This is a genomic window from Limosilactobacillus ingluviei DSM 15946, assembly GCF_001435775.1.
GTDB classification, from domain to species: domain Bacteria; phylum Bacillota; class Bacilli; order Lactobacillales; family Lactobacillaceae; genus Limosilactobacillus; species Limosilactobacillus ingluviei.
Window position 1 is genome coordinate 170,110 of record NZ_AZFK01000077.1, and the last position, 13,283, is coordinate 183,392.

The following is a 13,283-nucleotide window of genomic DNA, read 5'->3' on the forward strand; positions in this document are numbered from 1 at the left end:
CTTTGGCATACAGCGTTGATGAAACTAAAGAAGTTACAGAAGGAGTTGACCACATGCAATACATCATCACGGGCGCCACCGGCCATCTTGGGCGCCAAATTACCAACCAAATGTTAAAGCGCGTGGCCGCGACCGACTTGATTTTAGCCGTGAACACCCCCGCCAAAGCCATTGATTTTGCCAACGCCGGCCTGACCGTCCAGGCCATTGATTATCAAAATCTCGCTTCTTTGACCGCAGCCTTTGCTGGCGGTGACATTTTGATCTACGTGGCTAGCCTGACCTACGATCGGGTCAGCCGCATCCGTGAGCTGGAAAACGTCATTGCTGCCGCGGAAACCGCCGGGGTCCAAAGTATCGTCGCCATGAGTTTTTTTGCCGACCAAACCAATAATCCCTTCACCATGGCCCCTTTTTACGCCTACCTGCCAACCCGCCTGGCCGGTAGCAAATTAAAATATGCCGTCATGCGCAACGCCCTTTACGCCGATCCCTTAATTCCCTACCTGCCTGAATTAATCGCGCGCAAGCACCTGATCTATCCAGTCGGCGATCAGGCCATGAGTTTTATCAGCCAAGCCGATAGCGCCGAAGCCTTCGCCACCGTCGCTACCACTCCGGCTTTAAGAGATCACGGCCGGCATTTCTTACTCAGCCAACCAAACACCTTCACCATGCCAGAACTGGGGGCCATCATGACCCAAGTTACCGGGCATTCAATCGGCTACGCCCCCGTGACCACTGCCGAATTTGCCCAAATCTACGCTGCGGAAGGTGACGGCGCTGAGCTGGCCTCTATGTACCAAGCCGGCGCTCGTGGTTTATTGAACCAACCCAGCCACGACTTTACTGCAATCACTGGTCATGCCCCTACCACCATGGCTGATTTCTTAACGGCAGGGTGGCGCCAAACCCAAATTTAACCTTGCAAAAATCCGCAAACCCACTATAATCAAAATTAATTACTCCCACCGTGAAAAAGTAGCGGCGCCAATTACCAGAGAGGATTCCCTGTGCTGAAAGAATCCACGGCAAAGCCAAATGGGCCACGGTGACAATTAAATCACCCGTAATGAAGTGGCGAAATTTTTCGCAAAGTAGGTGGCACCGCGGTCCAATCGTCCTACTCCCTTTAGGGGAGCGGGGCGATTTTTTAATTGCAGAAAGGAAGATTGAAATGGCAGCAAAGAAAATTGTCTTAACTGGGGACCGGCCGACCGGTAAACTCCACCTCGGTCACTACGTTGGGTCCTTAAAGCAACGGGTTAAAATGCAAAACAGCGGTGACTACGAGCCCTTTATCATGATCGCCGACCAACAGGCTTTAACCGACAACGCCCGCGATCCCGAAAAGGTCCGCAACAGCCTCTTGCAAGTCGCCTTAGACTACCTGGCCGTGGGCCTGGATCCGGCTAAGTCCACCATCTACGTCCAATCCCAAATTCCAGCCCTCTCGGAATTAAATATGTACTACTTGAACCTGGTGACCGTTTCCCGCTTGGAACGCAACCCGACCGTCAAGAGCGAAATCCAACAAAAGAACTTCAACCACTCGATTCCGGCCGGCTTCTTGACCTACCCGGTCAGCCAAGCCGCCGACATCACCGCCTTTAAGGCCGAACTGGTCCCAGTCGGTGACGACCAGGAACCGATGCTGGAACAGACCCGCGAAATCGTCCGCTCCTTTAATTCGATCTACGGGCCGGTCCTGGTCGAACCCCAAGGGATCTTCCCACCCAAGGGCCAAGGCCGGATCCCCGGCTTAGATGGCAACGCCAAGATGAGTAAGTCCTTAGGCAACGCGATTTACCTGGCCGATGACGAAGCGGAATTAAAGCGGAAGGTCATGTCGATGTACACCGACCCGCACCACATCCACATCGAAGATCCGGGCCAAGTCGAAGGCAACATGGTCTTTACTTACCTGGACATCTTTGATCCCGACCAAGCCAAAGTCGCGGAGTTAAAAGAACAATACCGCCACGGTGGTCTCGGGGACGTCAAGATCAAGCGCTACTTACTGGAAGTCTTGCACAACGAACTCGACCCGATCCGGGCGCGGCGCGAAGAATTCGCGAAGGATCCAGCGGCCGTCTACGCGATGCTCAAGGCCGGCAGCGACCACGCCAACGAAATCGCCAACCAAACCTTGGCGGAAGTCAAAGACGCGATGGGCATCAACTACTTTAAGAACCTCTAAACCCGGACGGTGGTCAAGTTGGCCACCGTTTTTTGGTACCAAAAAACGGGACCCGCCGGCCCCGTTAACGTTAGAAATCACGCGTCGTCTTCATCAAATCTAACAGCTGCGCACTTGGCGTCTGCACCTTCATGATCGTGGGGTGGTGCATGTAAGCATCGGCTTGGGCCTGGGCCCAGGTATGATCCGTCCCCCAGCGCTGGTCTTGGAAGTGGCTTGGCACCGCAAAGACCCGGACGGTGTTTTCGTCAATGACCTGGTAGGTAACCGTCCCGGCGGCGAGCGGCGTGCCGCTGACCGTGTAGGTATGGGCCGGAAAGACGTCCGTTACCCCCTTACCGTAATTACTGGTGACATTTTTACCACTGACGTCCGTTACGTCAATATTGGCCAGCTGGTGTTGTTCCAAAGCCGTTTGAATATCGGCTGGCGAGCCATTTTGCAGCAAGTAGGTGTAAAAGACCCGGTAGCCCAGCGTGGTGGCGTCCTGCGGGGCCTGACTGGTCGCGGCCGACTGGGAATTAGTCGTAGCTGACGAAGCCGCCGGCGCACTCGCGGTGCTCGTCGCCTGACTACTGCTGTGATTAGCCTTGCTGGACGCCTGGCTGGCCGTAGTCTTGGTAGCCGACTCGCTTTGGCTGGATTGCGACTGGTTGGAATTACCACACGCCGCCAGCCCCACACTTAACCCGAGCACGGCCAAACTTAAGCCAATTTTCTTCATTTTTCATCCCCCCTTGTGTGTTTAATTTTACCATGATTAACGCCGCGCTTTCTTTGCCCAATCGCCTCATAGACACCGGAGAGATTTATAGATCTGCGCAAAAGTTTATTAAAAATAACGGTTTTAATCATGATTAATAATCCGCTATCCCTTTTTACAAAATGATAAGCGCCTAACATTTTCGTGACAGTTATTGCGCAGATTTTCAGATCTGTCGTGTCTCAATGGGAGGATTCGTCTTTTTCGCTTACCGCCCCACACTGGTACGGCTTATAATCAAACATAGAAAGAAGGCGAGTCCCATGCGCAAACTTTGGCAAACCACTTGGCAGTGCGCGGCGATTTTCCTTTGCATCGTCGGCGGAATCATCGCAGCTTCACTGGGCCCTAGCAACCAAGCCGCTCATGGCTGGTTGTTATTGCATGATCTTTATTATCCCTGGGTTTACCTGGCCGTTTTTTACGGATTGTTGACCCTGCTTACTCGGCACTGCTGGCCGGCAAATTGGCATTTCACCTGGCACTTTCCCCCGCGTGCGGCTTGAGGGGCAGTTTAGCCATCATTTGGGGCTTGGCCATTTGGCTGTTGACCAGTCATTCCTTGCTTTTGACCGGGGGTGAATACGGGATCAACACCGCCTTGGCCAGTCTCTTCGCCTACCTGCTCACCGCCGGGCTGGTGTTCGGTCGCGCCAAGCGCCACGACTGGACGCTCGCCCAAGCTGAGCTGACCCGCATCCAATAAAATGAGAATTTATCCTTGACAATGAGAAATCGATTAATTAGAATATAGCCATAATTTAATTAACCGAACGCAATGAGGAAGAAGAGTAGCACTGGTTAACCGCTAGCGAGCCCCGGTTGGTGGAAGGGGGTCGGATCTAGCCAGCGTGAAAATCACTTTCGAGCCCGGGCCAGCCAAGGTCCGGTGGCCGCACCCATTACCGTGCACGCGTATCGTCAGGCTTGCCTGGCCGTACGTACTAAGGTGGCGTTAGTGATAGCGCCATGGGCACAGGGTGGTACCACGCACAGGCGTCCCTGATCGAGTCAATCGGTCAGGGACGCCTTTTTCATTGGGTTCTGATTTAAAATTGGAGGGTGTTACATATGTCATCACGGAAATTAACTTGGCGCGAATACTTTGTCGTCGCGTCGCTGCTCTTTGGCCTTTTCTTTGGGGCCGGCAATTTGATCTTCCCTTTGCACCTCGGTCAGCTCGCCGGAGGCCACTGGGGACCAGCCGCCCTGGGCTTTTTGGTTACCGGGGTCTTATTGCCTTTGCTGTCGGTAATGGCGATCGCCGTCACCCGGGCCGAAGGGGTCTTTGACGTTGGCCGGCCCCTGGGCGTCGGCTTTGCCTTGACCTTTATGGTGTTGATCCACGCCACCATCGGGCCGCTCTTTGGGACGCCGCGGACGGCGACGGTCTCCTTTACCGTCGGGGTGGCCCCCTTTGTGCCCGCCCAATATCAACAAGTTGCCTTGTTCGTCTTTTCGCTGGTCTTCTTTGGCTTAGCCTTTGCCTTCTCCTACCACGAAAATAATATCCTGGCCAACGTCGGCAAGGTCTTAAACCCGATGTTCTTGGCCCTCTTGTTCTTAATGTTCTTAGTGGCCTTCTTGATGCCCATGGGCAACCCCCTGAGCGCCCCGGCCACGGCCGCTTACGCTCACAGCGCCTTAACCAACGGTTTCTTGGAAGGATACAACACGATGGACGCCTTGGCTGGCCTGGCCTTTGGGGTGACGGTCGTTACGGCAGTCCGGCAAATGGGCCAACGCCGCAGCCGCGACGTTTCCAAGGTCGTCGCCAAGGCCGGAGTCTTAGCAATGAGTGGGGTCGGCTTAATCTACTTGCTCTTGATCGTAGCCGGAGCGATGTCGTTAGGCCACTTCAAGCTCTCAGCTGATGGTGGGGTCGCCTTTACCCAAATCGTGCGCTACTACGGTGGGGCCTTCGGTCAAGCAGTCCTGGCCGTTTTGATCACCGTCACCTGCTTGACCACGGCGGTCGGCCTGGTCGCCGCCTTTGCCCAAGACTTCCACAAGCACTTCCCGAAGGTGTCTTATCACATGTGGCTGTTTTTGACGACGCTGGCCTCCTTTGTCGTAGCTAACTTCGGTTTGGAACAAATCATCGCTTGGTCGACGCCAATGTTGATGTTCCTCTACCCCTTATCGATGGTCTTGATCCTCTTGTCCGTTTGCTCCAACTTCTTCCAACGGGACGGCCGGGTCTACTTCTTCGTAGTCCTCTTCACGGTCGTGCCGGCCTTGGGGGACATGGTAGTCGCCTTCCCGAAGGTCGTGTCTGCCAGCGCCTTTGGTCAAACGGTCGCCGCCTGGCGCGCGGCTTTGCCACTGGCTAACATGGGCTTGTCCTGGGTGGTGCCAGCCTTGATCGGTCTCGTGATCGGGCTGGCTTGGCACTACGCTAAGCCCATGCGCCAACTGGCCGTCGAACCCGCTCGCCTGGATCCGAAGGAATAAATTCTTTAAACCAAAAGTCGCGCTGGTCAGTTGCCAGCGCGACTTTTGCTATGCCTCAATCGGCACTACGGTTTTCAATTCCGCCACCCGGGCCTTGATCTGATCGCGCACCCGGCGAAAGACGGTTAATTGCTCCGCCCGACTGCCCGTGGCTTGGGCCGGATCGGCCAAGTCCCAGTGCAAGTGCCGCGCGCTGGCCGGAATTACCGGACAGTGGTCGCGCGCGTCCCCGCACAGGGTGACAATCACGTCGGCCTGGGCAAAGTAGACTGGATCAAGCGCTTTAGCGTGGTGCGAGCTGAGATCAATGCCCACTTCGGCCATCACCACTTGGGCCAGTGGATTAACCGTGGTGGGATGGGTTCCCGCACTGGCCACTTCTACCGTCGGGTAGTCCGCTTTGGCAAAGCCCTCGGCCATCTGACTGCGGCATGAATTTCCGGTACACAGAAAATATAATTTCATTAACTCACCTACTCAAAAAGGGGCGGCCCACTTGGGGTCGCCCCTGGCTGTTTATGCTAGAAATCAACTTCATCGGGATCCTTGCATTGGCCCCCTAAGTTCGGCAGGGCCGCAATCGTCTGCATTTCTTCGTTCGACAGTTCAAAGTCAAACAGCTCCATGTTTTGCTTGAGCCGGTCGACGTGGACCGACTTTGGCAATGGCACGACCCCTTGTTGGAGGATCCACCGTAAGCTGACTTGGGCCGTTGACTTCCCGTGCGCCGCCGCGATCTTTTGCATCGTTGGGTCGACTAAGACCGTCGCCCCTTGACCGCCCAATGGTCCCCAAGCTTCCACCACGATGTCCATGGCCTGGAGTTTCTTAATTTCTTCGGCGTGGGTCCAACCGGGGTGGACCTCAATTTGGTCAACCATTGGCTTGATCTTAGCCGTCTTTAACAGTTCGGCCACGTGGTGCGGCATAAAGTTGCTCAGCCCGATCGCCCGAATCTTGCCGGCTTCGTATAATTCTTCCATCGCCCGCCAGGTTTCCGCGTTGATTTTGGCCGCGTCCGCGCCAAATTGCTTTTCATTGGCCGGCCAGTGGATCAGGTACAAGTCTAAGTAATCCAACCCTAAGCGGTCCAAACTGGCTTGAAAGGCCGCCTTGGTGGCTTCATACCCCCGGTCGGTGTTCCAAAGCTTGCTGGTCACAAACAATTCTTCGCGGGGAACACCAGCGGCCTTGATCCCTTGGCCGACCCCGGCTTCGTTTTCGTAGACCTTAGCGGTATCAATGTGCCGGTAGCCGGCCGTAATCGCGTCCTGCACGGCTTGGGCCGTCACCGCCGGGTCGGTCCGGAACGTCCCGTAACCAACGCAGGGGATTTCCACCCCGTTGTTCAATTTGATTGGTGAATTAACATTGGTAAGCGTCATGTTGTTCATCCTTTCTTTGGTTGCCAATCCAGGGCCAAGCCTTGCCGCTGGATTACTTGGGCCAATTTATCCCGGTCAATCCGCTTGGTGTTCAGCTTGGCGCCCGTGATCTGTTTAGTAAATGAATCGATCCGCCGGCTGGTATCGCGCAAGTCGTAGTAGGTCTGCACCACCTGATCGTAGTCTTTGAGGCTGGCCACCTCAAAGTCCTGCGGGTAGTCATTTTCAAAGGCCACTTGCTCCAGCGGCAGGCGGGGCTTTAACTGCGGCACTTGGTCCGGAACCCCGACTTGGACCCCCAGCAGGGGCAAGGTCATTTTCGGCAGGTCTAAGGCCGCCAAAAGGGCTTCGGGATCATCGTTGATCGATCCCAGAATTACCGCGCCCAAACCCAGGCTTTCGGCAGCCGTGACAAAGTTTTGTACCGCTAAAACCGTGTCCTCCAGCGCTTGAAAGAAGATGTCGGTCGTATGCAGGCGCCCATCATCATAGCCAAGTTGCTGGCGAATCTGCTGGTTGCGGTACAAGTCCACGATAAAGATAAACAAGTCCCCGTTAGCCCCAACGTAGCGTTGACCGGAAACGGCGCGGACCGCCGCGCGCTTGGCGGGATCAGTGACGTGCAAAATCGAAAGTTGTTGCATGAACATACTGGTCGAAGTCTGGCTGGCCATCTTGTACAAGATCGTCAATTGTTCCTTGGCCAAGGTTTGCGCCTTAAAGGCCCGGATCGACCGGTGGTTGGCAATTACTTCCGTTGTGTGCGTATCAATCATCTGCCTTTCCCACTTACTTTTCGTTACTAACAACTTACTTCTAGTTAACCACCGCGGGCCTGAAAGCGTCAACTTATTTCCCGGGAAATCTTAGCTTTGACAACTTTTTCATTTTTGGTTCAAAAAAAGCCCACTGGACGCTGGGGCATCCAGTGGAACTTACGCTTACTTCGCGAATTTCTTAAATGGTACTAAGACCAAACTCATGAGGGCCATCCCCAAAACGGTCAGCGCCGAAGCAGACGCGTTCCCGGTTTGCGGCAGGCTGGCCTTTTGCGCCGCCGCTGGTTGGGCGGTCGTTAATTGGACCTTGGCCGTAGTCAGGGTTGGGGTCCCTTGGGAAGTTGGCGTTGGCTTAGCAGTAGGGGTTGGTTCGCTCGTTGCCCCATTAACAACTCCCGCGGCCGCCTTGGCAATTGCCAGTTGACCTAGCGCCTTTTGCAGGGCTGCTTGGGCCGCAGCTAAGCGGGCGTTTGCCGCGGTTAATTCAGCTTTGGCATCAGCCAAATTAGCTTGCGCGGCTTCCAAAGCGGCTTGGGCATCAGCAACGGCTTTTTGGGCCGCAGCGACCGCCGCCGGACCATTTTCAACCGTTTGCTTAACCGTCGCCAGGTTGGCTTGGGCTTGCTTCAACGCGGCTTGAGCGTCATCAAAGGCCTTTTGGGCGGCCGCTTCATTTTGGCTGGCCGTGGTTTGATTTTCCTTCGCCGCCGCCAGCGCATTCTTAGCATCGTTAAAGTCATTTTGCGCCGCTTGTAAGTTGGCCTTGGCCATCCCGACCGTATCAACCGCCGCCTTCATCATCAGGTTCATGAAGACTGGGGCGTGACCCGCCGCCTTAGCAGCTTCTTGTAATTTAGCGTTAGCTTCGTTTGCCTTCGTTTGGGCGGTTTGAACCTCGCTGTTCAGTTGGTCGACCTTGGTTTGATCAGCCGCCAAACGCTTGCCAGCTTCCACCGCAGCGGTCAGCTTGTCACTGGAAGCCAGGTTCAGGTAGGCCGTTTCGTGCATAACACTCATCCCTGGGATCCCCGTATTGATAACCACCGCAATCTTGTAGTCATTGGCTAACCCTGGCGCGACCCCGGTCCAGTCAGCCGTCTTTTGATCGGCGCTGAGGTTGCTCTTGGTAAAGGACCCACCGTTTTCAAAACTCATCGATTCAATCATGCTGGCGAAGGTAACCGAGAAGATCTTGACCGTGACCTTGCCATTCGCATCCACGCTGACCGTGGCCGTTGGCTTAAAGAAGCCAGCCATTTCCGACTTGGTCGTCGTTTCATTTCCGTCATTTCCCGTCTTGTAGAAGGTCGCGGCTACGTCTTCCGTTGCCGCGGCAGCGGCTTGGTCCTTTTCTAATTGGTCCTTAGCGGCCGCATAGGCAGTTTGGGCCGACTTCAAAGCGGCATTAGCCGTGGAAGCCGTGGCAACGGCTTGTTGGTAAGCCGATTCCGCAGCCGCTTGGGAAGCCGCGTTGGCACTGCTGGTTTGGACTTCTTGGTCGTACGCTTTTTGCGCTGCAGTTACCGCCGCACTGGCTTGATCATACGTCGATTGAGCCGCACTCGTAGCCTGGCTGGCCGTTTGTGTCTTGGCCTTGGCGCTTTGCAGGGCCGCACTGGTCGATTGAACCTTGCTTTGGGCCGCACTAACCGCCGCTTGGGCCGACGACAAAGCCGCACTGCCGTTGTCTACTGTCGCTTTGGCGGTTTGCGCTGCCGTCGAAGTTTCCTTGACCTTGCTTTGGGCCGCGGTTACCGCCGCATTGGCCGCACTGTACTTGGCGCTAGCTTGGCTTTGAGCCGTTTGGGCTTGTGCGACCGTTTGTTGCGCTTGTGTCACTGCTTGTTGAGCATCGGATACCGATAATTACTTATCGTCCGATTGGTTTTGGGCCACTACCGCAGTTTCATCAGCGTGCACGGCCGGTTGATCAGCCACCAACCCCGTCACACCGGCGATTCCGGCCACTGAAGCCGTTAACAAAGCAGCGTTTTTCAGGTTCGTCTTCTTCATTGGAATTCCCCCACAAAAATTAAAAATAAGTGCAATTCATTGAATTTTCCAAAAAGCTTTAATATGCGTCATATTATGGCACTATCAAGGTGAAAGCGCAACCCGTCGCGGAATATTTTGCGGGTTTTTACTTATCCAACGAATTTTTATTGAAATCGTTCACCTGAACGCTTAAACTTAACAATGATATTAAAGAAATTCTTAAGGAGGCGTTTTTCGTGACGGTTGGTTCGAAAATAACCTATCGAGTGATTACTTCGGTGTCACTAATGGGATTAGTTGGGGCGCCCCTGGCCGCGGCCAGCCCCGTCCTGCCGGCCCTGGTGCAAGCCGCTACCCCAGCAGCGACAACAATCCCGACGACCGCCCGCTTTTTTAAGACGGGCACGACCACGGCATCCGATGCCAGCCACTTCTTCAGTGACCAGGCCAGCTTAAAAACCACCAACGGCCAGCTCCAATTGGTAATGACAATGCCAACCGGGGCCAATTATGTCCAAAAATTGCAAATTCAGGGCAGCAATCAGGCGGCGAACATCCAAAAAAATGGCGAACAGGCCACGGTGACGTTTAACCTGCCGAACCAAAGCGGCAAGTACGTAGTTGAAATGGACCTGCAACTGGCCCCGGGCATGACCATGCACGAAGCGGCCGACTTACAAGTGGACCTCAGCCAGGTCAAGACCGCCAGTGCGGAGGCTGACAGCAGTCAAGCCACTAGCAGCAGCCAAACGACAACGTCAACTGCAACTACTAAGTCCGACCACCAGCAAGCGCAATCGACGACTCAGGTATCCCAAAGTCAAACCACACCACCTACGCAGTCAACTGGGACCAAGCAAGACCACGATGACGTGCTCCAACTCCCAGTTAGTTTCTTAAAGTATGAAGATTACCCAGCGCCATCAGAATCAGGCCAATTCTTCAGTAAAACCGTATCCGTCAAGCCAACTGCCGATGGTTATCAACTAACTTTCCACTTAATCGGCGGCGCGCAGTTCATCAGCGGTATTACCTTTAACGGGCAAAAGCCTGTCCAAACCGTAACCAATGGGGCTAAAGTTGACTACTCCTTTAAACTCTCTAAACAGGCTTATCAACAAGGCGGGGGGGTCTTTAATTTTGACCTCTCTGTTCTAGGCAATTCTCAACAAGCGTATGCGGTATGGAATAACAAGGCGTTCAACCCGCAAGCTCAAAAGCCCCAACCATTTGAGCCACCAATTCCTAAACCAAGCCATCACGTTATCGATAGCACAAAGGAGATCCAAGATATTCCTTATGCCGTCTATAATGAGCAAGGTACTAAGTTGTCCGATGCCAACTCTTTCTACACTCACGTAGCACATGTTATTAAGACCGGCACTTCTGGTTATGACGTAACCCTCACCATTAAAGCTGCCAAGGGTACCGCTACCTTCGCCCCAATTTCGATGAAGGCCGGACCAATTACAAACCAAACGCATTCTCAAATTGGCAACCAAGATATTTGGACGTATACCTTCCACGTTAATGACGATAGTGCTTTAGACCAACCCTTTACCGGTCGCATTAAGGTTGGGGTTCCGCTCCTAGGTATGCCCGCCCAAAATTATGGGGTTTGGTTTGCATTCGGCCAAGAAAAAAGCAGTCCTGGTCCCAGTGCTTTAAGCACTACCGGCTACGGCACTGGCAACGCGGCCGCCGCGCTAAGCGCCAGCGGCCCAGCCGGGGGCGACATCACCAGCCAACCGGGAGCGGCCAATGCGGCAGCGATTACCCCCTTTGATTTAAAGGCCGCCCAAAAGCGGCTCGCTCACTACCGGGTGCCAAATGGGATCAAGCACCGCATCCAAGCCGCCCTCGTCGACTACCCGATCGTCCAGGCTTTAACCGCCTTTTTGGTCACCGGGTTTGCGATCATCGGGGGGACCATGCTTTGGTACACCCATGCGACCCGCAAATTGAAAGGATTCAACCATGAAGAAGATTAAATTCAACTGGGGACGGTGGCTGACCCTGCTCACCGTTACCTTATTCGGGCTGCTGGGCGTTACCAATGCCCATGCGGCCAGCGTTAATTACCAAACCCTAAAGTACGGGACCAACCAGACGTCAATGGCCGACTCCTACTACGTCCGCCCCGCCCAAGTCACGGTCAGTGGCAACCAATACGTCGTCACGATGACCATCCACACCGCTGCCAACCTAGGTGCTTGGCCAGTGACGGTCTACTCCATCAACGGCCAGGCCCCACAAAGCGTCAGCAAGACCCAGGGGGGCGGGGGGTACAATTACGCTTACTCCTTTACCGCCAAGTCTTTAAATGGCGTGATTTCCAGTTCGATCCACGTTAACGTGCCCAGTGCCAACTACAACGCTGATCACAACATCAGCTTTAAGTTCGACACCAGTCAGCTGCCCGCCTTAAACGGCAAGAATGCCAAGGGGACCAAGAACAGCGCGGCGGCCACCACCAGCACCGGTGAGGCCGCGGGCGCCAACGACCCCCAGCTGCAAGCCAAGCTGAATAAATTAAACGCCCAGGCCAAGTCCCAGTCCCAAGCGGCGAGCCGCAAGGAAAGTCGGCTGGCCAAACAGACCCTGGAACAAAACGTCCAGGCCCAAGCCGCCAATGACCGCAACCAAAAGCTCTTCTACTACGTCTTAATCGGCGGAGGACTGGGCCTGATCGTGATCATTGCATCCGCTGCCTACTTTATCATCAACGCCAAAAAGAATTTACCACGTCACTAATTAAACTTTTGCGGGGCTGGGGGAGCTGATTGCACCACCAGCCCTTTTCACAAGGGGGCTTTTTCATGCACGCACGCAAGCGTCTTATCATCATTTTGCTCAGTCTCTTGGTTTTAATCGGCGGCACGGCCGCGGGGGTGCGCTACTTTGTCAATCGCCAGGTCGCTGACCGCCAGCGGCTGGTCGTAACCACCGTTGCGATCGCCCAGATCTTTGACAAACTCGACATCAACCTGGTCGGCGTCCCAACGACGGCTCAGACCCTGCCCGCCCGCTACCAACATACCGCCAAAGTCGGTGGGGCGATGAACCCGAGCGTCGAAAAAATTGCCGCCCTCAATCCTTCCAAGGTCTACGCCGTTTCCACCCTCAAGGACGAATACTCAAGTGCCTTTAAGGCCCAAAGTGTCCCGGTCACCTACCTGAAACTCGATACCGTGGCCCAATTAAAGACGACTTTGCGCCAATTGGGCCATGAATACTACCGGACCCGCCAGGCCAACGCCCAGATCAAAAAGATCAACGCGGCCATCCAAGCCGCCAAAGCCCGCCGCCACGGCGCAAAACCGCAGGTCCTGGTCTTAATGGGGATGCCGGGCGCCGGGTATTTGATTGCGACCGATCACTCCTACGTTGGTGACCTGGTCCGGCTGGCCGGGGGGCAAAACGTCTACGCCAGCCACGGTCAAGCCTACCTCTCCCCTAGCAACGAAACTCTCGCGACCAAGCACCCCGACGTCATCTTGCGCTTAGCTCACGCGATGCCAAGCGTCACGGTACCCCAGTTTAACAAGGAGTTTCAGGACAATCCGGTCTGGGCGAAGATGCCAGCCGTCAAAAACCACCGCGTCTATGACCTCAAGCAGCCGACCTTCAATGCCTCGGCCAATATGAAGGTTCCCCAGGCCCTGCACCAAGTCAGCTTATGGCTGTACCCAAAGAAATAGGACTTC

General features: G+C 54.8%; 13 protein-coding genes. 7 read left to right on the forward strand and 6 right to left on the reverse strand.

Annotated features, from left to right (window positions below; all coding sequences use genetic code 11):
- Positions 1–53: 53 nt before the first annotated feature.
- The gene (locus FC43_RS08725; protein ID WP_056955385.1) at positions 54–923 is read left to right on the forward strand and encodes an NAD(P)H-binding protein; all 870 of its coding nucleotides are present in this window, start codon (positions 54–56) and stop codon (positions 921–923) included.
- Positions 924–1,177: 254 nt separating this feature from the next.
- A complete protein-coding gene (gene trpS, locus FC43_RS08730) occupies positions 1,178–2,200 on the forward strand; it encodes a tryptophan--tRNA ligase (RefSeq protein ID WP_056955386.1) in 1,023 nt (340 codons plus the stop codon).
- Between the two features lie 70 nt (positions 2,201–2,270).
- Here the strand turns inward: trpS and FC43_RS08735 are convergent, their stop codons facing one another.
- Positions 2,271–2,924 (reverse strand): hypothetical protein, encoded by a 654-nt coding sequence (locus FC43_RS08735; protein WP_056955387.1) that lies wholly within the window; start codon positions 2,922–2,924, stop codon positions 2,271–2,273.
- 505 nt (positions 2,925–3,429) lie between these two features.
- On the opposite strand from FC43_RS08735, the gene FC43_RS11110 reads away from it, so the two are divergent.
- Both FC43_RS11110 and brnQ read left to right on the forward strand, forming a co-directional pair.
- Positions 3,430–3,669 carry a hypothetical protein gene (locus FC43_RS11110; protein WP_156648364.1) on the forward strand — a complete coding sequence of 80 codons (240 nt, stop codon included), beginning with the start codon at positions 3,430–3,432 and terminating at the stop codon, positions 3,667–3,669.
- Positions 3,670–4,034: 365 nt separating this feature from the next.
- On the forward strand, positions 4,035–5,417 hold the full coding sequence (gene brnQ, locus FC43_RS08740) for a branched-chain amino acid transport system II carrier protein (protein ID WP_056955388.1): 1,383 nt from the start codon (positions 4,035–4,037) through the stop codon (positions 5,415–5,417).
- 48 nt (positions 5,418–5,465) lie between these two features.
- Here brnQ and FC43_RS08745 read toward each other — a convergent pair whose 3' ends face one another.
- The 5 genes from FC43_RS08745 to FC43_RS11115 form a co-directional block, all read right to left on the reverse strand.
- Positions 5,466–5,882: an arsenate reductase ArsC gene (locus tag FC43_RS08745; protein WP_019206371.1), complete on the reverse strand. Its 417-nt coding sequence runs from the start codon at positions 5,880–5,882 to the stop codon at positions 5,466–5,468.
- Between the two features lie 56 nt (positions 5,883–5,938).
- Positions 5,939–6,802, reverse strand: coding sequence for an aldo/keto reductase (locus tag FC43_RS08750; RefSeq protein WP_019206370.1), 864 nt, complete (start codon positions 6,800–6,802; stop codon positions 5,939–5,941).
- A gap of 5 nt (positions 6,803–6,807) precedes the next feature.
- Positions 6,808–7,578, reverse strand: coding sequence for an NADPH-dependent oxidoreductase (locus FC43_RS08755; RefSeq protein WP_056955389.1), 771 nt, complete (start codon positions 7,576–7,578; stop codon positions 6,808–6,810).
- A 165-nt stretch (positions 7,579–7,743) separates the two neighbouring features.
- Positions 7,744–9,420, reverse strand: a complete 1,677-nt coding sequence (locus FC43_RS08760; RefSeq protein WP_056955390.1) for an LPXTG cell wall anchor domain-containing protein — start codon at positions 9,418–9,420, stop codon at positions 7,744–7,746.
- 27 nt (positions 9,421–9,447) lie between these two features.
- Positions 9,448–9,594, reverse strand: a complete 147-nt coding sequence (locus FC43_RS11115) for a hypothetical protein (protein WP_156648365.1) — start codon at positions 9,592–9,594, stop codon at positions 9,448–9,450.
- A gap of 218 nt (positions 9,595–9,812) precedes the next feature.
- Here FC43_RS11115 and FC43_RS08765 point away from each other — a divergent pair, with 218 nt between their 5' ends.
- The 3 genes from FC43_RS08765 (at position 9,813) to isdE (ending at position 13,277) form a co-directional block, all read left to right on the forward strand.
- Positions 9,813–11,567, forward strand: a complete 1,755-nt coding sequence (locus tag FC43_RS08765; protein ID WP_019206367.1) for an NEAT domain-containing protein — start codon at positions 9,813–9,815, stop codon at positions 11,565–11,567.
- The gene (locus FC43_RS08770) at positions 11,554–12,330 is read left to right on the forward strand and encodes an NEAT domain-containing protein (protein WP_056955391.1); all 777 of its coding nucleotides are present in this window, start codon (positions 11,554–11,556) and stop codon (positions 12,328–12,330) included. Before FC43_RS08765 ends, FC43_RS08770 begins: the two co-directional genes overlap by 14 nt.
- 65 nt (positions 12,331–12,395) lie before the next feature.
- On the forward strand, positions 12,396–13,277 hold the full coding sequence (gene isdE, locus FC43_RS08775) for a heme ABC transporter substrate-binding protein IsdE (protein ID WP_040470023.1): 882 nt from the start codon (positions 12,396–12,398) through the stop codon (positions 13,275–13,277).
- Positions 13,278–13,283: the final 6 nt, after the last annotated feature.

What these genes read in the sequence shown, in the direction of transcription:
- FC43_RS08725 (WP_056955385.1), top strand. Translation starts at nt 54, where the DNA reads ATGCAATACATCATCACGGGCGCCACCGGCCATCTTGGGCGCCAAATT.
- trpS (WP_056955386.1), top strand. Translation starts at nt 1,178, where the DNA reads ATGGCAGCAAAGAAAATTGTCTTAACTGGGGACCGGCCGACCGGTAAA.
- FC43_RS08735 (WP_056955387.1), bottom strand. Translation starts at nt 2,924, where the DNA reads ATGAAGAAAATTGGCTTAAGTTTGGCCGTGCTCGGGTTAAGTGTGGGG.
- brnQ (WP_056955388.1), top strand. Translation starts at nt 4,035, where the DNA reads ATGTCATCACGGAAATTAACTTGGCGCGAATACTTTGTCGTCGCGTCG.
- FC43_RS08745 (WP_019206371.1), bottom strand. Translation starts at nt 5,882, where the DNA reads ATGAAATTATATTTTCTGTGTACCGGAAATTCATGCCGCAGTCAGATG.
- FC43_RS08750 (WP_019206370.1), bottom strand. Translation starts at nt 6,802, where the DNA reads ATGACGCTTACCAATGTTAATTCACCAATCAAATTGAACAACGGGGTG.
- FC43_RS08755 (WP_056955389.1), bottom strand. Translation starts at nt 7,578, where the DNA reads ATGATTGATACGCACACAACGGAAGTAATTGCCAACCACCGGTCGATC.
- FC43_RS11115 (WP_156648365.1), bottom strand. Translation starts at nt 9,594, where the DNA reads ATGAAGAAGACGAACCTGAAAAACGCTGCTTTGTTAACGGCTTCAGTG.
- FC43_RS08770 (WP_056955391.1), top strand. Translation starts at nt 11,554, where the DNA reads ATGAAGAAGATTAAATTCAACTGGGGACGGTGGCTGACCCTGCTCACC.
- isdE (WP_040470023.1), top strand. Translation starts at nt 12,396, where the DNA reads ATGCACGCACGCAAGCGTCTTATCATCATTTTGCTCAGTCTCTTGGTT.